The 25530-nt window shown below is 40.2% G+C and carries 19 protein-coding genes and 2 pseudogenes; 11 read left to right on the forward strand and 10 right to left on the reverse strand.

What is annotated here, in order from left to right:
• Positions 1-146 precede the first annotated feature (146 nt).
• Positions 147-1217, reverse strand: a complete 1071-nt coding sequence (locus RMX89_RS31485; RefSeq protein ID WP_322691709.1) for an acyltransferase family protein — start codon at positions 1215-1217, stop codon at positions 147-149.
• Between the two features lie 817 nt (positions 1218-2034).
• A pseudogene (fusA, locus tag RMX89_RS31490) lies at positions 2035-3723 on the reverse strand (elongation factor G); the annotation flags it as partial.
• A gap of 14 nt (positions 3724-3737) precedes the next feature.
• Here fusA and RMX89_RS31495 point away from each other — a divergent pair.
• From RMX89_RS31495 to RMX89_RS31520, 6 genes and pseudogenes are all read left to right on the forward strand, one after another.
• Positions 3738-4211, forward strand: a pseudogene (locus RMX89_RS31495) (macro domain-containing protein); the annotation flags it as partial.
• Positions 4212-4344: 133 nt separating this feature from the next.
• Positions 4345-4911, forward strand: coding sequence for a hypothetical protein (locus RMX89_RS31500; RefSeq protein ID WP_322691710.1), 567 nt, complete (start codon positions 4345-4347; stop codon positions 4909-4911).
• A gap of 46 nt (positions 4912-4957) precedes the next feature.
• Positions 4958-5731, forward strand: a complete 774-nt coding sequence (locus RMX89_RS31505) for a nucleoside phosphorylase (protein ID WP_322691711.1) — start codon at positions 4958-4960, stop codon at positions 5729-5731.
• A gap of 325 nt (positions 5732-6056) precedes the next feature.
• Entirely contained in the window at positions 6057-6620 is a 564-nt protein-coding gene (locus RMX89_RS31510; RefSeq protein WP_322691712.1) for a retropepsin-like aspartic protease, read from the forward strand.
• 149 nt (positions 6621-6769) lie between these two features.
• Positions 6770-8134, forward strand: coding sequence for a tRNA (N6-isopentenyl adenosine(37)-C2)-methylthiotransferase MiaB (gene miaB, locus RMX89_RS31515; protein ID WP_322673732.1), 1365 nt, complete (start codon positions 6770-6772; stop codon positions 8132-8134).
• 29 nt (positions 8135-8163) lie between these two features.
• Positions 8164-8784, forward strand: coding sequence for a hypothetical protein (locus RMX89_RS31520; protein WP_322691713.1), 621 nt, complete (start codon positions 8164-8166; stop codon positions 8782-8784).
• A gap of 96 nt (positions 8785-8880) precedes the next feature.
• Here RMX89_RS31520 and RMX89_RS31525 read toward each other — a convergent pair whose 3' ends face one another.
• The 4 genes from RMX89_RS31525 to mnmG all read right to left on the reverse strand — a co-directional run bounded on the left by RMX89_RS31525 (position 8881) and on the right by mnmG (position 14634).
• Complete coding sequence (locus RMX89_RS31525) at positions 8881-9858, reverse strand: bestrophin family protein (protein WP_322673734.1); 978 nt, start codon at positions 9856-9858, stop codon at positions 8881-8883.
• A gap of 930 nt (positions 9859-10788) precedes the next feature.
• The gene (locus RMX89_RS31530; protein WP_322673736.1) at positions 10789-12138 is read right to left on the reverse strand and encodes a hypothetical protein; all 1350 of its coding nucleotides are present in this window, start codon (positions 12136-12138) and stop codon (positions 10789-10791) included.
• A complete protein-coding gene (locus RMX89_RS31535) occupies positions 12108-12290 on the reverse strand; it encodes a hypothetical protein (protein WP_322673737.1) in 183 nt (60 codons plus the stop codon). The genes RMX89_RS31530 and RMX89_RS31535 overlap by 31 nt, the downstream gene beginning before the upstream one ends.
• 421 nt (positions 12291-12711) lie before the next feature.
• Positions 12712-14634, reverse strand: a complete 1923-nt coding sequence (gene mnmG, locus RMX89_RS31540) for a tRNA uridine-5-carboxymethylaminomethyl(34) synthesis enzyme MnmG (protein WP_322691720.1) — start codon at positions 14632-14634, stop codon at positions 12712-12714.
• A gap of 413 nt (positions 14635-15047) precedes the next feature.
• On the opposite strand from mnmG, the gene RMX89_RS31545 reads away from it, so the two are divergent.
• Positions 15048-15890 carry a D-alanyl-D-alanine carboxypeptidase family protein gene (locus RMX89_RS31545; protein ID WP_416212017.1) on the forward strand — a complete coding sequence of 281 codons (843 nt, stop codon included), beginning with the start codon at positions 15048-15050 and terminating at the stop codon, positions 15888-15890.
• Between the two features lie 63 nt (positions 15891-15953).
• Positions 15954-17474 carry an NYN domain-containing protein gene (locus RMX89_RS31550; RefSeq protein WP_322691715.1) on the forward strand — a complete coding sequence of 507 codons (1521 nt, stop codon included), beginning with the start codon at positions 15954-15956 and terminating at the stop codon, positions 17472-17474.
• 96 nt (positions 17475-17570) lie between these two features.
• Here the strand turns inward: RMX89_RS31550 and RMX89_RS31555 are convergent, their stop codons facing one another.
• Positions 17571-18560, reverse strand: coding sequence for a water stress protein WSP1 (locus RMX89_RS31555; RefSeq protein WP_322691716.1), 990 nt, complete (start codon positions 18558-18560; stop codon positions 17571-17573).
• A 920-nt stretch (positions 18561-19480) separates the two neighbouring features.
• On the reverse strand, positions 19481-19843 hold the full coding sequence (locus RMX89_RS31560) for a hypothetical protein (protein WP_322685097.1): 363 nt from the start codon (positions 19841-19843) through the stop codon (positions 19481-19483).
• 256 nt (positions 19844-20099) lie between these two features.
• Between RMX89_RS31560 and RMX89_RS31565 the strand changes: the two genes are divergently transcribed.
• Positions 20100-21146, forward strand: coding sequence for a DMT family transporter (locus tag RMX89_RS31565; RefSeq protein ID WP_322691717.1), 1047 nt, complete (start codon positions 20100-20102; stop codon positions 21144-21146).
• Positions 21147-21413: 267 nt separating this feature from the next.
• Positions 21414-22106, forward strand: coding sequence for a DUF2996 domain-containing protein (locus RMX89_RS31570; RefSeq protein ID WP_322673742.1), 693 nt, complete (start codon positions 21414-21416; stop codon positions 22104-22106).
• Between the two features lie 105 nt (positions 22107-22211).
• On the opposite strand, the gene RMX89_RS31575 is transcribed toward RMX89_RS31570, so the two are convergent.
• Positions 22212-22709, reverse strand: coding sequence for a TM2 domain-containing protein (locus tag RMX89_RS31575; RefSeq protein ID WP_099101195.1), 498 nt, complete (start codon positions 22707-22709; stop codon positions 22212-22214).
• Positions 22710-23452: 743 nt separating this feature from the next.
• Between RMX89_RS31575 and acsF the strand changes: the two genes are divergently transcribed.
• On the forward strand, positions 23453-24529 hold the full coding sequence (acsF, locus tag RMX89_RS31580; RefSeq protein ID WP_322691718.1) for a magnesium-protoporphyrin IX monomethyl ester (oxidative) cyclase: 1077 nt from the start codon (positions 23453-23455) through the stop codon (positions 24527-24529).
• A gap of 180 nt (positions 24530-24709) precedes the next feature.
• On the opposite strand, the gene RMX89_RS31585 is transcribed toward acsF, so the two are convergent.
• Complete coding sequence (locus tag RMX89_RS31585; RefSeq protein WP_322691719.1) at positions 24710-25333, reverse strand: hypothetical protein; 624 nt, start codon at positions 25331-25333, stop codon at positions 24710-24712.
• Between the last annotated feature and the right edge of the window lie 197 nt (positions 25334-25530).

Genomic DNA, 25530 nt, shown 5'->3' on the forward strand with positions numbered 1-25530 from the left:
CCCCAGTCCCCAGTCCCCAGTCCCCAGTCCCCAGTCCCCAGTCCCCAGTCCCCAGCTATAACAATGAAGCTACTACCACACTTTTGGCATAGCCTTTACACCGCAGTGCTGGCGGTGTCCACAACCGAAAAGTATTGGGTGCAAATTTATACTTTTGAGTTCTTGATAGTTTCCACTGCTCCATAAGTTGAAAAATCACCCAAGAAAAGCTTACGCATAATTGAATAATTGATGATAAGTTTGTAGATAATATATGAAATCAATAATGCACCTATTACCCTAATTCCTGGAGATGCGAATATTGGGTAATTTTTAATAGTTATTTGTATTGGTTGATGCAAATACATAATGAGCATAGAAGCACTACCAAGTTCGCGTAGGGCATTTCCTATGTAAGATTTATTATGAAGTAGTATCGCCAATTGCTGTGTAATAATAATACCAGACAAAGCTATGATTACATTAAAAAATAATACACCATAAGTAGTATTTTTCATATTAAAATTGAAATATAGCAAAGACCCATTATCTAGTAAAAATGCAGACAGAAATATTATTATTACTAATATTAATGTCCTCGAATTAATTAATAATGATTTAGCTGCCATGTGTCCTAACCAATAAAATGGAAGTGCCATTGCAACTACATTAATATTCCAAGGAAAAATAAAATTTTTAAGGAAGTAATAATTAATCATTGCTAAACAATAACAGCCAAGAATAATTTTTATCATCAGCCAATTATTAGAGCCAAACTTTATATAGATCGGGTTATATACCTGCTGCGTAAGAAATAAACAAGTTACAAACCAAAATACACCAAACCAAAGCACCAGATTTGCCCCACCATATAATTGTTTCCAAATTATCATCAATGTATATATGATAATTTGATCTATCGGCAATAATTTTTTTTGCTGCCAACTGTCAATTATCAATGGTAAATACTGAAGTAGAGTAAATAAAAAAAGAAATGAAAAATAGGGTATTAGAAGATGAAATATTTTTTTCTTAAAAAAAGTATAGTAGTCAGTTTTTTCTTTATAGAGATATCCACTGATAAAGAAAAAAAGCGGCATATGAAACCAGTAAATATATTTCGATATCGGGTTGACTATATGTCCTACAACAACTGTAATTATGGCAAGACCTTTCCAACAATCAATCCATTCAATTCTTTCTTTTACTATACGCTCAACTATTTTTGATTTTACCATTTTAATTATTTTTTTATACTACAAAATTAAGGCTAATATCATAGACTTTTTTATAAAACAATAAATTTTGTCTCATATATATTATTTTTTAATTAATCTGCACAAAATTGTTATAAGTTGTGAATCATAAGGCTAGCAGTATTTATGATAAAAATCAATTGCTAAAAATCTGCACTAAGATTATTTCTTCCCTTGGATATACTTATTTAGATTATGACAAATTACTGAGGACTTAGCGAAGTACAAATTTCTATACAATTGCAAAAATCCCTTTATTGCAAAGAGACCTAGTAAAGAAGTATTTAGTATTAAATAAACATCTCTCTATTGGCAGAAATTTAAGTCTATAAAATTAAGCATTAAGACCCGACCGCACAAGAAGATTATGCAGGATAGTGGTGAAGCGATTAGCATAAAATTTGACCCCTCAAAACTTTTCAAACACCCTCTTAAGGCGCTAAAAATTGATGATAAAGACGTGACTGAATAATTAGACCTGGGAGCAACGGCGTTGTTGATGCTCTCCCCAGTTGGGGCAATACCGTTTTGTTAAGGAATTTCTGCATTGAGGTGAGCAGGGGAAGCAGGGGTAGATGAGAGGCAGGGGAGAAAAGAGGGTCATTGTTCAGTAATTCTTCTCTCAAGAACAGCTTCTTTTCTTCCCTTGCTCAAGAACAGCCTGCTTCAACAAAGAAATTCCTTAACCGAACGGTATTTACTGCTGGGCCCTACGGCTTTCTCTGATTAAATGATTTAATTAAGCTCCAGCTTGTCTTTTTGATCGGACAACCTGGAGATACTAATTGCTAATGTTGGTTCAGGACTGCCGATAGCAGGCAAACTCCATTGAAAAAGTAGCCATGCCAGAAGTGAGCGATCGCAATTCTGTAGAATACCCAAACATTCGCGCCAGCGCTACTTCTGCCCGAATCACCGTGTATCCCTGCATTGTCTCGGAACCCAACAACAAACCTCGACGGGAGGATAAGTCACCCTGAACCCTTCCCATAAACTCGTTGGGTGTTTCCACCTCAACAAGCATGATGGGTTCCAGGATGTAGGGTTTTGCTTTAGCGATCGCACCCTCAATTGCTTGATGGGAAGCTGACCGGAAAGCCAATTCTGAAGAGTCAATTGGATGATAAGAACCGCCATCCAAAACGACTTTCACCCCAGTTACCGGATAGCCTTGCAGCTTTCCTGATTCCATCGCCTCCCGAAAACCCTTTTCGCACGCAGGGATATATTCTTTAGGAATCGCACCCCCAACCACCCGATTCTCAAAGACAAACGGTTCATCTGTGGGTTCAATCCACCCAGTAATATGGGCGTACTGACCGGGGCCGCCTGACTGTTTCTTGAATCGGTAGTCAAAAGTAGCTTGTTGCCTAATGGTTTCCCGGTACGCCACGGCAGGATTACCAACGTAAACCTCGGCATTATATTCTCGTTGAATGCGTTCGAGATAGATTTCCAAGTGGAGTTCGCCCATCCCAGAAATCAGAGTTGATCCTGATTCGGGGTCGATGCTCAACCGGAAGGTGGGGTCTTCCCTTTGAAAGCGATTCAGTGCTTTGGAAAGGCGATCGCTATCTTCCTGTTTCTTGGGCGTAATTGCCAGCGTAATTACTGGTTCCGGTACAAACATCTTCTCTAGAGATACCAGTGGTTCCCCAGAACAGAATGTATCACCAGAAGCACAATCCACACCCAACAGAGCTACAATATCCCCAGCAACGGCAACTTTTACCTCTTCTCGCTTATTAGCGTGCATTCTCACCAAGCGACCGATTTGCACTCGCTGTTCAGTCCGCGAGTTGTAGACGGTATCGCCGGGTTTGAGCGTCCCAGAGTAAATCCGGGTATAGGTCAACTGCCCAAAGGATTCGACAGTGAGTTTAAATGCCAATGCCACCAAAGAAGCATCGGGGTTAGGATAGACACTCACCGACTCTGCGGTTTTAACCACTTCTCTATCTACGGGAGATGGTAGATAAAGCGCAACTGCATCCAATAAGTTTTGCACTCCTTTATTTTTGAATGCCGAACCCAGCAGTACAGGCGTGAATTTTAGGCTCAAGGTTGCCTGTCGGATGGTTTCCCAAATTAATTCTTTGGGAATCTCCTCACCCGCCAGTAGCATCTCGGTCATCGGTTCTGAGAATAGCGACAAAGTATCGAGCAACTTCTCCCGTGCCTGTTGTGCTTCATTTCTAAGAGGTTCGGGAATTGGCTTTTTCACCCAGTTTTCCCCGTTTTCACCTTCAAAGTAGTCAGCAGTCATTTCTACCAGGTCAATCACTCCCTGGAATTGGTCTTCACTGCCGATCGGATACTGGAGCAACATCGCATTTAGTTGCAAGCGATCGCGTATTCCCTGTACTACACGAAATGGATCTGCTCCCGTCCGATCCATTTTGTTGATGAACGCCAAACGCGGCACACGGTAGCGTTTCATTTGCCGATCCACCGTAATGGACTGGGACTGCACACCCGCCACAGCACACGGTCAGCCCTGCTAACTCTTTTGGAATGATGGATGGTGGCATAGATGCGGCAATTATCCGTTTTTTCGGCCCTTCCTTAATGGCAAGAGTCCAGCAGCGCATTCTTGAGGATTATTTGGGCGAACAGCCTGTGGGAACATCAATGATTGTGGAAACAGGCCATCACAAACATCCTTTTTTGGCTCATACGCCTACGATGCGAGTTCCCATGATTATTGCTGGGACAGATATTCCTTATATTGCGATGTGGGCTATGCTGTTAGCAGTTCGACACCATAATCAACACGCTAGCCAAAAAATTAACACCATTGCCTGTCCTGGATTGGGTACAGGAATAGGACGAGTGCCATATACTGAAGCTGCTAGACAGATGGCATTAGCTTACGATCATTTTCTCTATCCACCTAAATATCTAAATTGCATAGTTGCGGCTGAAAGACAACTTCAAATATGGGAAGGAGGAGATTCTAGAACATCAATTCAGTAAAATTTAGTAATTCTGGAATAACTTCTCCCCCAAGGCACCCTACGGTGTACACAGAAGTCTAAAAGAATTGACTCATTTGGGTTTAAGCGTAGGCTTTAACCTTAACTAAATAAATAATTTGTATAAGAAAAAAATGACTGGTCAAATTAGCGATCAATTAATTTATAAAAGTCAAATATTCTGCATTGCAGGTGTTGATGGCATAGGATTATTTGAGCCAACACAGCACGGTTTTTCTCCTCAATTGGGTACAACAGCTTGTTGGCGAGGCTATTGTTGCACTTATAAGGTAATAGAAGAAACACTTTACTTAAAAGAATTAATTATCTCCGTCGGACTAAAAGAAAAACTTGCTATAAAACATGGTAGAGCAACAAGAGATTTTCTGGGTGTCTTACCATATCTACGAAATACGCCTGTGGCTCATCCTAGTACTATTTATGATGAACTAAATTATCTTGTTGAATTTACAGGAAGTTTATTAGTAGCCAATAATTTTATTAAGAACCTATATATTCATCTTGGCTTTCAACCTGCTTATAAATATGAGGAAGTTCATGAGCTTATCTTTGAGAGTGGTTATCTGATGCAAAGTATTAACCGCTCCGAAGAAATGGCAGAAATTCGCCAAAAATTTATTCCAGAGTCTAAGTTTTATGACCAATGGCATCTTACATGGAGAGGTAAAGACGGTTCGTAAGTGAGCTAAATAGTAAGATAATCTAAAATTTAAAATCCAAAATTTAATGCCAAATAAACACTTCTATCACATTGGCTTTGGGCAAGACGATTTAGGTTCATCGCCTCCCAGCATTGCTCTATTATCTGGCGATCCAGAGCGATCGCACCTAATTGCTCAAACTTATTTACAAGATGTACGCGTGTTGTCAGAAAATCGCGGACTCAATAGCTACGTAGGATACTTACAGAATGGTCGCAGCATCTTATCAGCTACTAGTGGTATGGGTGCGCCTTCATTAAGTATTGTTGTCAACGAGTTGATACAAGTAGGAATCCGGCAAATTATTCGCATTGGTACTTGCGGTTCCATTCAATCTTATATACCAGTCGGTAGTGTTGTTATTAGCAGTGCAGCATTGTGTCGCCAAGGTGCAGCGAATGACATTGCACCAGTGGAATATCCAGCCGCAGCCGATCCTTTTCTCACAGTCGCTTTAGTTAAAGCTGCACGAGAATTAAAGATTGAACATTACATCGGAATTACGGCATCAGTTGATACTTTTTACGAAGGACAAGAACGCACTGATTCAGCGAATCCAAATTTAATGCGATCGCTGCATGGCATTACAGAAGAATATCGGCGCTTGAATATCTTGAATTACGAGATGGAATGCGGCACACTATTCAAAATGGCAGGAGTCTATAATTTTGTCGCAGCAGCTATTTGCGGTGTAGTTGCTTCGCGTACTGATAGTGAAAATATCATTTTAGAACAAAAAGATATCGCCGTTAAAAATGCGATCGCAACTGCTGTAAATGCAGCAGCAAGCTTTGAGTAAGCTACAAATTTATCTTATCCAACTTATTAGTATGTCAGATTGAATCTGCTCTAAGTAGTTTCATCATGTCTTTACCTAATCTTTAATTTCCCAATCAGTAATTCTATGTAAGATGTATTGAGTAAGATGCGATTTCATATTTTTGAGATACATATATAAAAAATTAGCTAATTGAAAACTAAAAAAGTTGTTATAAATGTCTATTTTAGATAGATATAATTTGAATTTTTATATTAAAAGCCTGTTCTTTTAACACCATGTTTTACAGCCACCATGATGAGTTTAGATATTAAGAGTAGTCAAAAAAAATGGAGCGCGGTATAACATGAAGAATGCTTGGAGGCGTTGGATTACAACTGTTAATCTAGCTGCAATTGCACTAATGCCGACGCTGATATTTTTAGCATTCTCTCATCGGGCAACAGCAGACGATCCAGGAGCGTGTTACATGATAACTTCCTCTGGTAAAACCGTTGGATTGGGAAGAATTTGTGGCAATATCATAGCCGCACCTTCAGACAATAAAGTTTTTCGAGTCTCAATCAAACGCCGTTTTGGTGGAACTCCTGTGATTGATGTCACCTTCAACGACAAAAAAACCTTTGAAATGATTGTAGATACAGGTGCTAGTGGAACCATTATCACTCAAGATATGGCGAATACACTTAACCTCCAGGCTACAGGTACAATGCAAGCCCAAATTGCTGATGGTAGTGAAGTAAAATTCTCAACCAGTAAGGTAAAATCTATTGCAGTAGGTGGAGTTACAGCCAATAATCTTCAAGTAGCGATCGCACCAAAAGCAAGCATCGGGCTACTAGGTCACGATTTCTTTGGCAACTATGATATTAAAATTCTGGAAACAGAAGTTGAATTTCATCACCGCTAATGCTTGCAGCTTGTAACTTCTTGAGGTTTTTATATTGAAATATTAAAAGGAATCTGAGCCAAGGTACTCTGCACTCCTGAAGCAGCTTAAGAGCGTTATAGAATAGAAATAAACCTGACATACATTACGCTGATTCAGCATAATTGCCCATGACCACTTCTAAACGCCAATATCACATTACTACTTTCGGTTGTCAGATGAATAAAGCTGACTCAGAGCGCATGGCTGGCGTTTTGGAAGACATGGGCTTTGAGTGGTGTGAAGATCCGAATCATGCAGATGTGATTCTCTACAATACCTGTACAATTCGGGATAATGCTGAACAAAAGGTATATTCCTATCTTGGCAGACAAGCAAAGCGTAAACACGAGCAGCCTGATTTAACCCTCATTGTCGCTGGTTGTGTTGCCCAGCAAGAAGGAGAAGCACTGTTGCGGCGAGTGCCAGAATTAGACTTGGTAATGGGGCCACAACATGCCAACCGTCTGAAAGATTTGTTGGAGTCAGTATTTGAAGGCAACCAAGTTGTTGCAACCGAGGCAGTTCACATTATTGAAGATATCACCCAGCCGCGACGAGATAGTACAGTGACCGCTTGGGTGAATGTGATTTACGGCTGTAACGAACGCTGCACTTATTGCGTAGTTCCCAATGTGCGCGGTGTCGAACAATCTCGCACGCCGTCAGCTATCCGGGCTGAAATGGCAGAATTAGGACGGCAAGGTTACAAAGAAATTACTCTACTCGGTCAAAATATTGATGCTTACGGCAGAGATTTACCTGGAGTCACACCAGAAGGTCGGCATTTGCACAATTTTACAGATTTGCTTTATTACGTCCATGATGTGCCGGGGATTGAAAGGCTAAGATTTGCTACTAGTCACCCCCGTTATTTTACTGAGAGATTAATTCAGGCTTGTGCTGAGTTGCCCAAGGTATGCGAACACTTCCACATTCCCTTTCAATCTGGGGATAATGAACTTTTAAAGGCAATGGCGCGGGGTTATACCCATGAGAAATATCGCCGGATTATCGATACCATTCGGCGGTATATGCCAGATGCCTCGATTAGTGCCGATGTAATAGTTGGTTTTCCTGGAGAGACAGAAGCACAGTTTGAAAATACCCTGAAACTGGTAGAAGATATTGGCTTTGATATGTTGAATACAGCAGCATATTCGCCGCGTCCAGGGACACCAGCCGCTTTGTGGGACAATCAACTGAGTGAAGAAATTAAAAGCGATCGCCTGCAACGGCTCAATCATCTGGGAAACTTAAAAGTAGCAGAGCGATCGCAACGTTACTTTGGACGCATTGAAGAAGTTTTAGTAGAAGACCAAAATCCTAAAGATCCAACCCAGGTAATGGGACGCACTGGCGGTAATCGTTTGACCTTTTTTAGCGGCAACATCAAAGAACTCAAAGGGCAGTTAGTAAAGGTAAAAATTACCGAAGTTCGACCTTTTAGCTTAACCGGCGAACCAGTTGAAGTGAGGCAAACTGTTTTGCACTAAGAAGTATTTGAAGATTATACCCCTGACTTATGATGAAGTTACCGCAAACGATTCCAGTTCTTCTTTTTGGGGCTAGCTTGGCTGTAATTTCCCCTCAACATTGTGCTGCTTTCACCGTTCAAGAAATAGCTATTCTTGCTCAAGCATCAAGGGATTTGCCAATGGTCAAATCGGCTGGACTGTCCCCCGATATGGATGTCCCTTGGTCGAAAGCCGTAAGAATTGTTGACCCTTTTGAAGGGGAGTTGGTTGGAGTTTTCGACCGCAATTCTTTAGGTGGCTATTTGTACCGTGGGGGTTCAACGCAAGTTATTAGTTTGTGGACACCTTCCAGCATTCGAGTACTCGTAACAGTAAATTCGGGTCAAGCAATGTCTTCTTTCTACACCGCAGGTCGTGTGTATCCCAGACCTGACTATCTTAGATTTGTCACGACTAAAAAAGTCGATAAGCTTTTACTCAAGGTCAGAGAAAAAGTTTTTCAATTAGACGGTTCAACCGGCACATTTGCTGTCAGTCCAGAATTAGCCACTGCTTTGAAAAATGCTCCAGATGAGAACTTAGATATCAGACTAGTTTTAGAAGGAGGTCAAACTGTTGATAGCGAAATTGGTAAAGGGACGGTAAAAGCTTGGCGAAGCATTTATTAAACTATTATATTTTTCAACCAAGTATTTTCTATGTTTAATAAAGGAAAAACCTCTCCTTTCTCATCAAAACTTGACTGATAAAACTTATTTATGGATTTAATAAGAACGAACATTGTTAGAAGTAAGCCTGATTAATTCTTCAACATTGTTTGAGATTGTATTGCAAATAGTATTTAAAGGTAAGTCATTAGGATCAAAGCCAAAAGGTTCTTCAATTTCTGAACCAATTTGTTCAATACTTAATAATGTAAAACTGACAAAAGCCATTACTATCCCAGTCCACCAATTTAAAAAGCTCACAATTTCCAAAGGTAATATAAGACAAAAAATTAATAACAGTTGTCTTAATTTAATAGTATATATCAAAGGCAATGGCGTTTTTAAAATACGTTCGCAACCGCCTAAAATATCTACTAACTCATTTACACAATTATGTAAAGTAGTTAGTTGATAGACATTTAGGCAATTTCGGTCATGCTGATACTGCAAGTAATCTCCTATCCAATAAGCAATTTGTAGTGGAGGATGATCGCTATCTTGGAGGTATAAATATTGTTTTTCAGACATTAATGATGCCAACTGAGTGTCTAAAGGCCCCGATCTAAGATGTAACTTCATTGCAACTGCAAAAGCAGTCACTAACCGAAGCATTGCTTCTTTTTCTAATTTATCTTGTGGTGTCTTCTCTTTAACTATTATCGCAATTCCACGAGTTAAGTTACGCGATGTATTAACTAAAGCTCCCCATAGTTGACGACCTTCCCAAAATCTATCATGGGCTGTATTCGTCCGAAAGACTAATAGTAATGTAAAGCCAATATTAAAGCTTAAAACAGCATTGGTAAGAATATTGCTAGAATCTGAAAATGCTATTGGTAATCCTAAATGAGCTAAAAATGATATGAAAGTACCATATATAGTACAAAAAATTACCCAAGGAAGAATAATAGAGATAATTGACCTTTCAAGGCGAAGAGTTACTTGAAGCCAGTTCAGCTTTTCGCCTTTGTAAAGATGATACTTTTCTCTTAAAGAGTTTTTAGAATTATTTTGAAAATAGTTAGGTTGTTTCATGTTGTTAAGGTTTGAGGATTACATCAATTAGCAAACTAACTTTTTTAGCTAAATATATCTTGCTTAAGGAAGATGTATACACGATGTAGGTTTTCATATAGTCACCGTAATGGAACTATAATAAACATAAATTATAGTAGTTCTAACATTGAAATTTATTTCTGTGAACTATCTTTAGGTAGGGAAATTCAATACTGTCTTCCAATTCTTCACCACAAACCTGATTTTCTGCTTATATTGATTAAAGGTTGTGGTATTTCGCTGCTTTATGAGATAATTAGACAAAATTTTCAGCTATTTATAATAAATATTTAATTTTTCTTACCGACAGAGCGATGTCTACGACAGACTACGCCTAAACATCTTGGGTTAATAGCAGTGTAGCGAATGTGTAACTCTTAAGCTATCAAAGGAAATAAACCCAATTAAATTTGATATTAAGCCAGGAAGTTACCCAATTTTAGATGTCCATTTTGAGGAAAACCATTATTGGGTGAAGAGTTATGCAAATCCTTTTTAAAAGGACAAAACTATATGATTACTAGATGATTTAGTTGAAACTTATTTTAATAAAGATTTATCAACAGTATTTACACAACTTGGCATTGAAAGTATCAAAGTTACTGAAATCAATCGGCAAATTCTCAAAAAATTAATCTTCGCTCAATAGTTACTAGAGTCTGTTGGAGGTAAAAGCGATCTTGCTATCAATAAAGCTGATAATATTAAAACTATTAAGGCGCGATCGCATTAGTCAGGCTACATATCAGCAGGCAATCCTAACAGTGCGGATAAAGGCAGAGAACTAACAGAGGAATATTTGACGCAATCAAATTATTTCAATCAATTATTGCTGGTCGCAGTACTGTTAATGGTAATAGATGAGTTTAATCTTTAAACTCCCCTCAATCAGATAGTGAGTTAAAAAATTTATAGTTTCTGTCCTGCATAAATCGATCGCACTTCGCCGTTACGTCGGACGACTGCTTCGCCATTACTGACATCTACTAGTGTCCAACCGCTTGAGCCGATACTTTCACCCATATTGATGCGGCGAGTCACGCCATCAATTTTAAACAAAGCGGCAGATTTATTGCCCAACTCTAGCAATCCCTCTAAGGTATTACTCGGAGCAACTGCGATCGCCGTTGCCGGATATACTTGTTCTTGGGTAATAGTTGGTTCTGACTCTGGTGCCAGTGCAGCACGCAATGGAACTACTGGTAATGCAGGCAGAGGTTTGGGTGTTTGGCGCACGGTAATGGGTGCAGTTTTGGCTGCCACCGGTTTTAGTTCGGCTCGTACAGCCGCAGCTAACATATTGACAGTTACAGGCTTGGCAGCTTGTCGCACTGTATTCAGGGCAGTTTTGACAACATTAGGTTGAGATACCCGTAACGCGCTGGCAACTTGTGGTAAAAGTGTGGGAGTCCCCGGAATGGCTGGAAGGGCGTAGCGCATTGGTGACGGCGCTTGATAAACGGGGACATAGATGCGCTCAACAACGCTTCCAGAACGATTAGGGGCTGGTGGTGTATTATTAGCTAGAAGTGGAAGTGCTGGTAGATTACCAGTTGCTTGCTGGCGACCAAAGGCTATTTGGTTAGTATTTGCCTGACTGGAGAATCCTGGATTGAAAGATTTTTGATTGCTTTTTGCTCCTTGCTTATCTATAACAGCCAGCGATTGGAGCATATAGTCAACTAACTCTGCCTCAATTTCTGTTTTTACGGGCAACCGTGACTGCGATTGCGGCAATAGAAGCGCTGACTCAGGCAATTTGTTATTTAAAAGATATACGACTCCAGACTGCACCAAGTAGATCGTACTAGCGATCGCCACGCCTAAAGTTGTTCCGACAATCAGCAGTTTGCCCAAAACCGAACTAGTTTTTTGACGCTTTCTACTAACTGGTTTAACAGTAGAGGTGTCAAATACAACGGTACTCAATTGCTTGTGCCGATCTTGAGCAACTGACTGTACTCCTTGGTTCAGAGTAATCTGTGGTATCATAACTGTTTGCAGAGGCACGTATTCTGGAGGCGATTGGCGTTGAGCTTGGGCGGAAACTCCAGCAACAGAGTGGCTCGATCTGTTCTGACTACTGTGCCTAACAGTTTGAGAAGGCAGATTACCACTAGCATCCAGAATGTAGTCGATATCGGCAAAGAGTTCATCCATTAAGCCATCAGCATAGTTTTCTATCGACCAAGGCTCGTTGGTGATTAAGTCTTCTGATGGTTCTGGTACTATGAGACGGGTGCTGGCTTCTTGTAACATAGACGTTCTGGGTTGTTGCTTGGACGAGGAAACGCCACTTCTACTGACTTGAAAGTGCTGAGTGCTGAGTGCTGAGTGCTGAGTAAAAATACCAGTTCCCAGTTTCCAGTCCCCAGTCCCTCTTTCATACTTGGTGGTGAAACTTGTTTCATTGAGACTGCCTGAAAATTATGATTATCAGAGGAGGCAGTAGGTTGAGGGCAGTTATTACTGAAGTAAATAAGTATGAATAAAAACTTCAGATTTGGGTAATTACCCTGTTTAAAAAGAAGAATTGTATTGAGATGTATCGGGCGATAAACAAACAGAGGAGCCGCTTTGCCTCCGGTCTTTCGCCAATCCTATGCAGTTGTGCGTGGGTTACTCCTGCGTGGTTGTTGAGCGTAGTCGAAACACTGCCTCCTGAATAATGAAACATCCAATCCCCCATCTAATTGAGATAAGTTGATTGAGTGTTGGTATTAAACTCAACTTGCATCTGGGGATTGTTGATGATGCCACTACTAATCTTTATGTCATCTATCATACCAATCTCTCTCCCTACTACTATACTCAGTCTTTATCAAGCTTGTGTTAAGCTAACGCTGGAAACTCTGACTGGCTCTTGCTTCTACGCAATTCTAGATATAATAATAAGGCGTTAATATCCGCTGGGTTTACACCACCTATACGTGCAGCTTGACCAAGGGTAAGTGGTTTTATGTGAGTCAGCTTTTCCCGTGCCTCTTTAGAAAGAGTATCAATTGTTGTGTAGTCTAAATCCCCAGGTAACTGGCGGTGCGCTTGGCGGGCAATTTGGTCAATTTGATTTTGTTGCCTTGCGAGATAGCCAGAATACTTGATGTCAATTTCTGCGCCTTCTTTCTCGGCCCGGTTGAGGTTGGGGTTTCCCAGTCCGAACCTGTCGAGATCGACGTAATGTAATCCTGGACGCCGCAACAAGTCGTTGAGGGTAATCGAACCTTTAATTGCTTGTTGGGTATCAGATGCGATCGCTATTCCAATTTCATCATGTTCTTTAACTCGTGTGGCTTGCAATCTTTGTTTTTCTGTGGTGATATTACCCTGTTTTTGAGTAAATATATCCCAACGGCGATCGTCAATTAAACCAATCTCTCTTCCCAAGGGTGTCAGGCGTTGGTCAGCATTGTCAGAACGCAATAGCAATCGGTACTCTGACCTGCTGGTGAGCATCCGGTAAGGTTCTCGCAGGTCTTTTGTACACAGGTCATCAACTAGCGTTCCAATGTAACTTTGCTCGCGGGCAAAGACAATCATTTCTTGAGAGCGAACGAATCGAGCGGCATTAATTCCCGCCACCAGCCCTTGAGCAGCAGCTTCTTCATAACCTGTGGTGCCGTTAATTTGCCCAGCACAAAACAGTCCGGCAATCTTTTTAGTCATCAGTGTGGGGTAACACTGAGTTGCTGGTAAATAGTCATATTCCACTGCATAAGCGGGACGCAGCATCACACATTTTTCCAAACCAGGGAGAGTCCGCAACATTTGCAGTTGCAAATTTTCTGGCAACCCTGTAGAAAACCCTTGGATATACAGTTCGGGTATATCCCTTCCTTCTGGTTCAATAAAGATTTGGTGGCTTTCTTTATCGGCAAAGCGCACAATCTTATCTTCGATACTGGGACAATAGCGCGGCCCTTTGGCTTCCACCCAACCACCATAAACTGGCGACAGGTGCAAATTTTCTTGAATCAGGCGATGGGTTTCGGCGGTTGTGCGGGTGATGTAGCAAGGCATCTGTTCTCGTTCTATCCACACATCTGGGTCAAAGCTAAACCAGCGCACATCTTCATCTCCTGGCTGGATGAGCATTTTACTATAATCTACCGATCGCTTATCTACCCGCGCCGGAGTTCCAGTTTTAAGTCTGCCGGTTTCAAATCCCAGGCGATTTAGGGTTTGTGTCAATCCTTCAGCTGCAAATTCCCCAGCACGTCCGGCTGGCATTGATTTGTTACCAACCCAAATTTTGCCTCCCAGGAAGGTGCCGGTTGTCAAGATGACTGCTTTACATTGGAACCCGACACCAAAATATGTTTCAACGCCGATGACTTCATTGTTAGCGCCCAGCACCAAATCTGTTGCCATACTTTCGCGGATTGTCAAGTTTTCTTGATTCTCAACAACATTTTTCATCACCGCTGCATATTCGCGCTTGTCTGTCTGGGCGCGTAATGCCCAAACAGCAGGCCCCCGTGAAGAGTTGAGGATACGTTTTTGCAAGTAGGTGCGGTCTGCTACTTTACCAATTTCCCCGCCGAGTGCATCTACCTCATGAGTCAACTGAGATTTAGCCGGGCCACCTACTGCTGGGTTACAAGGTTGCCAAGCGATTTTATCCAAGTTGAGCGTCAATAGCAGGGTACGACAACCGAGGCGTGCAGAGGCGAGAGCTGCTTCGCAACCGGAGTGACCTGCACCGACGACTATGACATCAAAAGCGTCTTGGAATTCAACGGAATTGTGCATGGTCATACTTACAGGATCGGCAAGCTTAGAGTTCTTTTCAATTTTAACTGTTCCAGTGGTTTCATGGATGTAACTTTCTGATAAAAAAGTTATCAAACTTACTAGTACTCAATTAAAAGCAAGGTTCCATTTTTTAAGTTTAGTAATAAGTGAAAAATCTCATCTTTTTAAAATTTGTGACAATATTCCGGTTTTTCGTTCGCAGTTATTGTTCAGAGCGTTAACCCAGCACAAATTAATTTACAACTGGTATATATTAGATGTTTTATCGAATTTGAATTTAACGATAGTTCAGTGTCGATAAACTATCTGCAACTTTAATTCATCAATAATCAATATTGCCAAAAAAAGTATTAACTTTATTCTCGATCGCTAATTAATTATTTAGAATGAAACTTACCCTCAGAAATCAAAGAAATATTACTAGGTTTATTAGAAAGACAAGTTTCATCAGTATCGTTATATTGATGATTTTTGTATTAGTCGCTAGCAATGAGATTACCCACCATAAAGTTGCTATAACTGCTCAACCATTACAAGAATGCTTGATTAATAATTCATTACCTTGTATAGACACCTCTAAAAATACAAGCTCGCAACCATTTATTCCCGATCCCAAATTAGATGATAAACAGCGTTTTTTATCTGCGATCGCTAGAAAATTGCCTACAATTCCCCAGCTTGGTACTTATGAATATACTTTGCTACGAAGCTATGGTGCAGTATTCGTAAATCCCGATATTCAAATTAAACTACCGCCAAAAAATATCTTTGTTAATGAACAAGAAACCCAAGAGTTTCAAGCTACTTTAACAATGGGTCATGTTGATGGCACTAACGACTGTTATTTACAAAAATCGGCGGCTGATGCTTTAAATAAAGCGCGAGTACAACAACAAATTCCGCTAAAATCTGGTTATGGCTCTGGTGATTGCACTCGCACTTTCAACACGAATTTAAGATTTTGGCACAAGTATGCTAACGATCGAGTTTTAGCAAAAGTTCAACAAGGTAAAGAAACAAAAATTCTCGGTTTAGTTGCCCCTCCCGGAACTTCACAACATCTCTGGGGATTAGCCATTGATTTACGCGTAGGTAGTAAAGAGCAAAGAAAAGCTCTTAATCAAAATGGTTGGTTTCAAACTGTAGAAAACGATGTTCCACATTGGACTTATGTGGGTTTATCTGAAGATAATTTATCTTTGTATGGTTTTAAAAAACAAGCTATTAGAGGCATTACTTATTGGATCACGCCGCTTTAATTGTTCAATAGCATGAAAACTTGGGAATACTAAACTTAAATGTGTATTGTCAGGGATTTAGCTATGCCAAATGAAGCTGCTAACCAGGAGCAAGACTTTCTAATTGATTTATTGAGAGCAACTTATCAAAATCAGGAAGTATATCCAATTCTGCAACATAACTTAAGTAAACTCAACGATGATTTAGCTTTAAAGTTGCGAAAATGGGTAAGCGATCGCTTTGCTAAAGAACCTGCCATTGCTATTAATTTAGCTAGAGTCATTATCAAACTGAGTACCATTATTCAAGAGTTTGAACAAGGGAACATTGCTAGTAATTTAGAAATTGCGATCGCAGGTTATGAAACAGTTTTACAAGTGTGTAGCCGTGAAGCTTTTCCCAAAGAATGTGATATCGTTCAACAAGCTTTAGTAATAGCTTATCAGCAACGCCAGTATATTCTCTCCAGAACCATTGGGGAACTTCGGGAGCAGACTGTCCAAACCCAGAGTCAGATTAATACATTAACTGAGCAGTTACAAGAAGAATTACAACAAGCAAAATTACAAGTTAATGACTTAACAACAACAATTACGGAGTTAAAACAGGAAACGAGTAGTTCAGAGTCAGCGCCAGAAATAACATCTTTAATTGCTGAGTTAAAAGAGTTAAAGCAGCGTCAGATTCGTGTAGAGCAGTTTACTTCCACGGCTCATACTTCACCTAATATTGGGCAGTTCAATACAGCTATTTTTTATGATATTGAAAATTTAACAATGGGTAGAAGCAACCCTAATCTAAATTTTTCTCTGAAACAAATTCAAACAAATCTAGAAAATACTAACTTAGTTAATAAAATTGCTATCCAATGTGCTTATGCCGACTGGAGTGATTCTCGATTAAGACTACTCAAGAATGAAATTCAAGAACTTGGTATCGAAGCAATTCAAATTTTTGATTACAGCCATAAACGGAATGCAGCAGATATGCAACTAGCCATTGATGTTATGGAATTAGCCCAGAGTCGTCCTACGTTGCAAGTTTTCGTTATTGTATCAGGCGATGGTGCATTTGCCGCTTTAGCTAAAAAGCTCCATGAGTATGGAAAAACTGTAATTGGATGTGCTTACGAAGGACAAATTAATCGTATTCTCAAGTCTGTTTGCGATCGCTTTATACCTATACCTGCTCCCCAGGTAAAAATAGAGGATATTCCAACTAATGAAGTAATTAGCGAGAGTTCATTAAATGATGATGATATTTTAGTAGTAACGAAGAAAGCTTTAGAGGAATTGAAGCAGAATATTGAGCAATTAAGTCAGTTGAAACAAGGTGGTATTCCTATATCTCAAATTCACAAAATATTGAGAGAGAAAATTCCAGCCTTTGACCAAAAAAGAGAAAAGCATGTTGAAAAACTGACAACTTTTTTGAAAAAAATTATTGAAGGAACAAATATTTGTTTATCGATTGAGAACAATAAATTAATTTTGAGAGAAACGTTAACTATAGGCTCTAATGGCTCATCAAATAAAACTTTGAATAGTGATAGCTCTTATTTAATGACTAAAGTGCTTACTACAAACTCAGTTAATCAGTCATAATCCCGCTTGGCACTTTTTTATCCTTAGCTCCGTTCTTCAACTCTTGCAAAAGTACTTTTTACAAGAGTTGAAGAAAGAGTATGCTATTGACGACTGTTATTCATTAACAATCGTAAAGCCTTCATAATCAACGACTCCGCTCACAGCATTTGGTAAATTAACGTTACCAAGTAAGGTGGCGGTTGCAAAGCCAGCGCCATTAGTACCTGTGGCACTACCTAAACCTAGACCTGATGCAGCAAGTTCATCTTGGTAGCCTGTGATCTCATAGACAGCGCCAGTTTCCAGCCAACCCAGCAATCTTTGAGAACCGAAGTTAGTAAATGACAACCCAGAATCTGCGTTGACATTCAGAGCTTGTCCTGAAGGAGTTCTTAGAGTAATCGGTGCAGATAGTTCACCAGTGAGTAGATCGACTTTGTAAAGCTGGTTTCCATCTCCATCATTAGTCCTGAAATCGCTAGCAAGAGCGCGAGTTCTACCAGGATTGAGATTGTCGATAGCTAATCCATCGGCAAATTTTCCAGGATTGGTAGGTTGAGTTCCTTGTCTTTGTGCAGTAGTAGTAGGTGCGCCAAAGCCGTCTACAAGGCTAACAGTTCCAGGGGTAGCTGTAGTAATTTTATAAAGAGAGCTTCCTACTGGCCCATTTGCAGGATTCGGATTCCCTGAAATGTTGTATAGAACAATTGGTTGAGCAGCTACTGAATAGTCACGTCCAAAGTCAGCACCTGACTCAAATCCAAAACGACGTAGGTCAGATGGTGTACGGGTTGGTGAGGTCGTGGCTGGAGCAAAAGGCTGATCTACATTATTAACGACAGTAACAGTTGGATCGATTGGTGTTGTAGCACCAGTAACGCGTGCTTCGTTAACCGCACCTACCCTTCCGGTACGAGGGTTAGTTCCCAAACCTTCTAAATCGGCGGTAGTAGCAGTAGCTGGAAGATTGACTGTACCTACTCTTGTAGGAGTAATAGAACCTCCAGGCCCAGAAGGGATCGAAAAGCGGTAAACGTCAAGCTGCTTGCCATTACTAGCGTTGCCGTCGCGGTCTTCTCCAATGGTATAGCCGTAAAGAGCCATGAGAATTTTCCCCTTATTCAAACTGTAAAACGTTTGGGAACACTCCAAATATGCAAACTGCTACCTGACTAAAAGCTAGTACAATACAAACAAAGCTAACTTTCCCAGGCTGAAAATTTAGATTAGTCTGCGTTATCTTACTTTGCTTATATAGCCGAGAAGTTTGCAAAACTGAAATAATACTAAATTTTTGACTGTAAACAGGTTAGGACAACTTAACTCAAGATTGTTGTAATTACTATTTGCTCAATCTGTAAAAGTAGGAAGTGTGAGAACTTTATGTCGGAGGTATAAATCTCAAAACTACATTTATTTACACACACTTACACACATTTTTTTTGGAACAGATTATTTCCAAATTTAATTACAATTAACCAAAAATTAAGTATCTTTAATTTGCGATTTGAAGTCAAAAAATTAGGTTACAACCTTTATTTGAAGTTATCTTAGTAACAGTATATTTGACTAATGTTAAGAAAATTTTTCCTAATCATTAAGGTTTAATAGCATCTTGGTTAAGATTTAGTAGTTGCTGAGTAGTTTCACTCGACAATCTGCTTTTTAGATGGGAGCATCCCAAATGCGCAAGTTTATTTTTATACGGAATTTTGGCTGAGAATAATAATGGGCGATCGCTTTGAAAATCTTCATTTTTAAATACCTGAAGCAGCAATAATTAAATAATAGTTTAAAGGCAATATAAAAAATAAAGTTTCATGTTTTACCTTTTCCCTTTATCCTGATTATTCCAAAAACCTCATATTTTTTTGCCAGAACTAAATCAAACTTTTGCTAAAGCGGAAACGCATAGCATAAAGCCGGAGACGTTTCCACTACTCCGGACTTTTCTTCATATATTGCAACCTAGATACAATTCAATTGCTGCTCTAGTTTCAGTTACCCTGAAAGTGGATTTATTATTATTTCACTTCGCTGGGTTCAAATTTAGTTACCTTACCTTTCTTAATCGCTACAATCACATCGTAATGCGAACAGTAAGCAAATGTGACATCATTAGCTTTGTTATAAAGGTTTACTACATGACCTGCACCGCCTACCTGGATACCGATTGGTTCCAAGTCACCAAAGAAGAAACGACGCAGTTGATCGCCACTACCAATTTGACCCTTACTCTTAGTAAGCAAGTCTAATTTTTGTGCTACAGACATTTCTTCGGCTGCTGATGCTTGCACTAATGACGGATCGATCGCCTTTAATGGTACGTCCCAAACTGTGAAAAAACCAACCAAGGCTACACTTGTAAGTAAGGGTGCGAGTTTCATTTGTTACTTCTCTTCTTTGTTTTATCCTGAACATCCCAAGCATCTCAGGTGGCAGTGAGAGCTTATTGAAACTAAGCCACTATTTTCATGAATTTATCCTTTGAGAAAATTTAGTGAATTCTCAGCATTTTCTCAGCTAATCATGGCTGCTCAAAGTCACAGGAGAATTTAAGTATTTTCTCAACAAAACCTCATTTTGAAGGGTGTGAGGGTAACTTAATATGATGAGCAATGCTTTCATTGCAGTGATGTTATTGTGATTAGATCCAAAAAACCACATCGCCAAATCCATAGAATTTCGGGACAAACATATCTCTGGCTAGCAATGCTAATTTTTGGAGCATCTAGCGCCGTTACTCGGAAGCTAACAGAAATTGGTGCTCAACATTTGATCGGCAATCGCAATCCGATTTCTTTGTGTAATGTTTTATTCGTGGGAAACCTTTGCGCCTTGATACTTCTGATCCTAATCTATGGGCGACAGTGGAACAAAGCTACCTTGAAGCAACTCTCAAGGAAGGATTGGGTCAGTTTAACGGCAGTAGCTATTTTATCAGGAGCCTTAGCCCCTGGCTTAATTTTCCAGGCACTGGCACTCACAAGAGTGAACAATGTCATCTTGGTGGGACGCTTGGAACCGCCTCTAACTTTGGCTTTATCAGTCTGGTTATTGAGAGAACGGGTAAATATTTGGGAATTTCTTGGTGCGATCGCAGCTTTTGTTGGCGTTATCCTAACTATTATCCTTCAGCCTTCAACAGAAACCATGATGAACATGGGAGGTTTCGGTTTAGGCATAGGGGAATTTTTGACCGCAGCCGCATCTGTGACCATAGCCGCTTCTACGATTATTAGTAAGAAACACCTTTCGCAGATTCCCAAAGGAATCTATAGTATCTTTCGGACTGCACTTGGAACTATAATCTTTTTCTTTATTGCTTTAGTCCTCTATGGCAGGGATCATTTCGCTGATGTCCTCTCACCATTCTTGTGGCAGTGGATGTTTCTTTATGGCGGGTTGATTGTGGTGGTAGGCCAGTCTTTTTGGGTTAAAGGCTTGAAAACTTCCACTGTATCTACAGCTTCCCTAATTAGCTCATTTGGCCCAATCGCGGGAATTATAGCAGCCTATTTAATTTTGGGTGAAGCCCCTACCCGACCTCAATATATTGGCGTTAGCTTGATTTTAGTAGGTATTTTCTTGAGCCAAGTTGGCACTAGGCGTCAGACTGCTAGCAGCAAGGTAAATTCTACTCCAGCAAAGCAACAGGTAGAAACTGGTATGGGATTCAAAGGGATTTGAAGGATGAAAATTCTAGATCGCTAAAGACGTGATTTATCGCGTCTAAATATTGTAGAGACAGCGCATCGCGTTTCTTACCTTAACCGAACAGTATTGCAAGTAAACCACCCATCCCAAATAAATGAAACCCTGGCGGTATATAAATTACAAATTACAAATACAAATTACGAATTCTGCACAGAGGTACTAGTATGTCAAAATAAAAATACCCGATACATCAAGGTGAGCGATCGCTCCCAAAGCTAGATTAAAGGATTGACCTGAGCAATGGCAGACCCAACCAATCACAATCAAGCGGGAGAAGTAGCTCCCAGCACTGTTGACAAGCAAGCTCCCAGTGTAGCTGAAGAACACGCTCCTAGTACAGACTCACCCGAAGCCACAGATATTCCTACTGCCAACGCGCCAGATCCTAAAGCCGCAAACCCCGAAGATAATCCCAATGCTGCCAAACCAGCTGCTGCATCGCCCAAGCGAGAAAAACCCGCCGCCGCAGCTAAAGCCGCAAAAGCAGAAAAACCCGCCGACGACGACGCAACAGAAGAAAAACCCGCCGCTAAAGCCCCTAAAAAGGAAAAAGCCCCAGCTGTTGAAAATAAGCCATTTGTAGAGTTCATTGAGCAAGACTACTTGCCAGCTTTACAAAAAGCGATCGCTCAAAAAGGTGTGAAAGATTTACAGGTGTCTTTTGCCAAGCAGAAGATGCCAATCACTGGCTTTGAATCCGCCGAAGAATGCTGGCAAATTATTGGCAGTTGGTCAGAAATCGGTAAGCGTCAGTTTAACCTGTACTTCCCCGATGAAGATATTCAAGGAAAAAAGGGATTTTCTTGTAATGAAGGTAAAAAACCTAGCACTCTTGAGTCATTCTTAATCGATGAGCGCAAAATTACCCTCGATTTGTTGGTATATGGCTTAGTTCAGCGCTTGGACGGTCAAAAGTGGTTAGGTAGAAATTAGTCATTGGTCATTGGTCATTAGTTGTTGGTCATTGGTTTTTAACAAATGACAAATAACAAATAACAAAGGACAAATGACAAAGGACAAAGGACAAATGACTAATAATTAAAGCTCGTGGAAATGGTAGGTAACGGCTCCAGTATTGGGGTCGTTATCAATTTTTACATAACCTGATTTGTACATCTCTTTGAGAGTAGCTTCTACTTCAGCAAAGCTGGCTCCTGTAAACTTTACGCCTTGAGTGACAGTTAAAATACCACCTTTGTTTTCCGCCGCTTCAATCAGTTTCATCATGAGTTGGTTGCCTGTTGGTCGGTGGACTTGAGAAGCAACTACTGCTTGATTCAACGGCACACCAAAGGGAGATACACCTGCTTTTAATCTCAAGTTATGTTCGTATTCGTCAACCATATTGGGGATAAAGAACAAATCCACAAACTGCCCTATACCAAACACGCCACCAGTCAACAGCCATAACAAACCAGTTCCGATCTTGCCATTGTAGAAACGCTGCAATCCTCCCACACCCATAAATCCGACTGCACACAAGATATAAGAGACAAGAAGTCGGTCTTTCTGCTGCTGATTGTTTTCAAGATTCATCTTGTTTTCAACCCTTTGGATTTACTCTTATTGTTTAAGATGGTTTTTCAGACTGTTTTTTATACCAAGTGCTAATAGCTAGACTTACATCTTGCACCAGTTGCTTATTAACAATTTTGGTAATAGACAATGCTTTTCTGATTTGAAGTTGTGGGCACTGTCTAATCTCCAGTTATTGAAAAAGGTGCAAAAAATAACTAAAGTACTTAGATTTTCCAGTAATTATGCTACTCATGGATTGTTAATTTTAAGCTGTCTAATGTATTAATAGAACCCCATAAATTTATTGTAGTAACAACCACAGAAAATTACTGAGATAGTAGTGCTTTGAGAATCAAGAGGTGAGTGCTACTCCACTTAAACGAGATAATGCTGCTTGCTGAACTATATTTATTTGACTACCAATCCGCGATTTTTGATTCCGCTAATATTGAATGATTGTTGCAACTCTTAATGTTTTGCTTAGAAATTTCTCACCCGCACCTTGGTAGACTGAACTTTATACAATTGGATTATTGTGGGCTGTTACGGTTTGCCAGAGGATTTCTGGTGAGGCAGTCCGGTCTTCTCCCAAAGGGAGAGGCTAGCGCCAACGGGGTTTCCACGCCAGTTGCTTCAAGTCGGCACAGCCGCCCAACGCACTGGCTCCCCATGAGGAACTGCCGTTACCGTGGCGGTAGAGACGTAGGAACGTCACCCGAAAGGTCTACTTAAGATAATAAAGACGAAAGAGAAATCAAGACATGGTAGATTCCCTCAAAAAACCAGGCTTTGAAGAAATCCGGCCAGGGATTAAAGTCCCAGCAAAAGAAACCCTGTTAACACCTCGGTTTTATACTACCGATTTTGATGAAATGGCACGGATGGATATCTCCGTCAACGAAGACGAGTTAGAAGCCATTCTCGAAGAGTTCCGCACTGACTACAACCGCCACCACTTTGTTCGGGATGCCGAGTTTGAACAATCCTGGGATCATATTGACGGGGAAACTCGCCGATTGTTCGTTGAATTTCTAGAACGTTCTTGTACGGCAGAGTTTTCCGGCTTTTTGCTGTATAAAGAACTTGGTCGTCGCTTGAAGGGAAAAAGCCCTGTTTTAGCAGAGTGTTTTAACCTGATGTCACGGGATGAAGCGCGTCACGCTGGCTTTTTGAACAAAGCTTTGTCGGACTTTAATATGTCCCTAGATTTAGGGTTTTTGACTAAGAGTCGCAGTTATACCTTCTTTAAACCGAAATTCATTTTCTACGCTACTTATCTTTCTGAGAAGATCGGTTATTGGCGTTACATCACTATTTATCGCCATTTAGAAGCACATCCCGAAGATCGGGTTTATCCAATCTTCCGGTTCTTTGAGAACTGGTGTCAGGATGAAAACCGTCACGGCGATTTCTTTGATGCAATCATGAAATCTCAGCCGCAAATGTTGAATGATTGGAAAGCACGGCTGTGGAGTCGGTTCTTCCTGTTGTCGGTATTTGCGACAATGTATCTCAATGACATCCAACGCAAGGATTTTTATGCCACCCTTGGATTGGATGCACGAGAATATGATATCCATGTAATTAAGAAGACCAACGAAAACGCAGGTCGGGTATTTCCACTGATGCTGGATGTAGAGAATCCAGAGTTTTATGAGCGCTTGGATGTTTGTATAAGCAATAACGAGAAGCTGGGTGCGATCGCTAACTCCAGCACTCCCAAATTCCTGCAAATCTTCCAAAAACTGCCGCTTTACATCTCCAATGGCTGGCAGTTATTGCGGCTGTACATGATGAAACCAATTGATACTGTTTCTGCTCAAGGGGCAGTTCGTTAATTTATAACAGATTTGTGAAAACTTTGGTGGTTCTGCTGGTTGCAGAGCCACTTTTTTTGTCCTTTTTCAAAGCCAATGATTACTGATATGTCAACCAATTATTAGTGCGATCGCTAATTTGTTAGCAGGTAAAAATCGGAAATAGTTGGTTAGCTGTAGTTTGGTAGTAGATACCTTGAGTTAAGCTGATTTTTCCATTCTGATTACATCTGGAGTTAATGTTTGATGCTTTGCTGCTTCTGCCTCGTAACATCTGAGAATCAGTGATGTCAGCTTATCTAAATCACTGACAGAGGAAATAATTACTTTTGATGCGGCATCTCCCAGAGAAGCTGTTACTTCCTGCACTTCAAAGTTTGAAGCTAGCGACTTTACTTCATCTACACTTAGTCGAGTAACAAAACTTTTTTTCTGCGAAGATAGATACAGCCGCAGAAACCACCAAGTACTTTTGCCAACAAGATTGATACCAAAGTATGAAATAGTATCTTTGTATTGGAGTTGGTAATTGTAACTCGTTGAGGTTTGCGTAATTGCTTTAATTTTTTCAAAAGCTTCGATTTCTTCAGCAGTTGTTACTACTTTTGATTCTTGAGGATCTGGTTGTATATCCCCTTGTTCAATATCTACGTCTATTGAAGGTTCAACAGGCTGATCTATTACTGGAGTAAGTGAGCGAGTCATTAACTCTACTAAACTTCCCTGAATCGACTTTTTAACAATTGGTTTGAATTTATCAATAATTTTACCAGTAATTCGACCTTTAATTTCATAACTAGGAGCAACTGTACCAAGTTCAGTCACTAAAAAGCGAACAAATTCTTCAGAAGGAGAACGTAAAAGATTTCCTAAAGTTGAGTCATCCCTTTTACATAAACCATTTCCTCAGCATGGTTGGTAATAGCTGTAACCTCAAAATTATCACGGTGAAAGAATTTGAGGTTATCAATAGACATGTCCTTAAAACAAAAGTTATGGAAAAATGATACAGAAATAAAAAT

The organism is Nostoc sp. DedSLP04 (assembly GCF_034530775.1).
Lineage (GTDB): Bacteria > Cyanobacteriota > Cyanobacteriia > Cyanobacteriales > Nostocaceae > Nostoc.